Annotated in this window: 6 tRNA genes; all 6 read right to left on the bottom strand. The window is 51.6% G+C overall.

The features are described from left to right. Nucleotides 1-2 precede the first annotated feature (2 nt). The 6 genes from QOS03_RS09245 to QOS03_RS09220 all read right to left on the bottom strand — a co-directional run bounded on the left by QOS03_RS09245 (nucleotide 3) and on the right by QOS03_RS09220 (nucleotide 547). Nucleotides 3-76: transfer RNA gene (locus QOS03_RS09245), tRNA-Arg, on the bottom strand. 6 nt (nucleotides 77-82) lie between these two features. Then, nucleotides 83-168 (bottom strand) — tRNA-Leu (locus tag QOS03_RS09240). A gap of 16 nt (nucleotides 169-184) precedes the next feature. Then, nucleotides 185-256, bottom strand: a tRNA-Gly gene (locus tag QOS03_RS09235). A 12-nt stretch (nucleotides 257-268) separates the two neighbouring features. Next, nucleotides 269-341, bottom strand: a tRNA-Thr gene (locus QOS03_RS09230). Between the two features lie 43 nt (nucleotides 342-384). Continuing rightward, a tRNA-Lys gene (locus tag QOS03_RS09225) sits at nucleotides 385-457 on the bottom strand. Between the two features lie 17 nt (nucleotides 458-474). Continuing rightward, nucleotides 475-547 (bottom strand) — tRNA-Val (locus tag QOS03_RS09220). Nucleotide 548: the final 1 nt, after the last annotated feature.

Below are 548 nucleotides of genomic sequence, written 5' to 3'. Positions count from 1 at the left end.
AATGCACCCAGAAGGAGTCGAACCTTCAACCTTCTGATTCGTAGTCAGACACTCTATCCAATTGCGCTATGGGTGCAATAGATGCCGAGGACCGGGATCGAACCGGTACGGTTATCACTAACCGCAGGATTTTAAGTCCTGTGCGTCTGCCAATTCCGCCACCCCGGCATTATGGAATTGACAAAGCGGAAGACGGGATTCGAACCCGCGACCCCCACCATGGCAAGGTGATGTTCTACCACTGAACTACTTCCGCATAGTATTTAAATGCCGACTAGAGGGCTCGAACCTCCGACCCCCTGTTTACAAGACAGGTGCTCTGCCAACTGAGCTAAGTCGGCGTAAAATCACGGTAATCCGCATCTCAAAGCCTCTATTTGGCAATGAGCCGTGACGGGTTCGAACCGTCGACCCTCTGATTAAAAGTCAGATGCTCTACCGACTGAGCTAACGGCTCATGAGCTTAATGCTCAATGGAGGATACAGGGCTCGAACCTGTGACCCTCTGCTTGTAAGGCAGATGCTCTCCCAACTGAGCTAATCCTCCA

This window comes from Limosilactobacillus pulli, from assembly GCF_947381555.1.
Classification (GTDB): domain Bacteria; phylum Bacillota; class Bacilli; order Lactobacillales; family Lactobacillaceae; genus Limosilactobacillus; species Limosilactobacillus pulli.
Note: the sequence above shows the minus strand (reverse complement) of the source record. Positions and strands in the feature narration are given on the sequence as shown.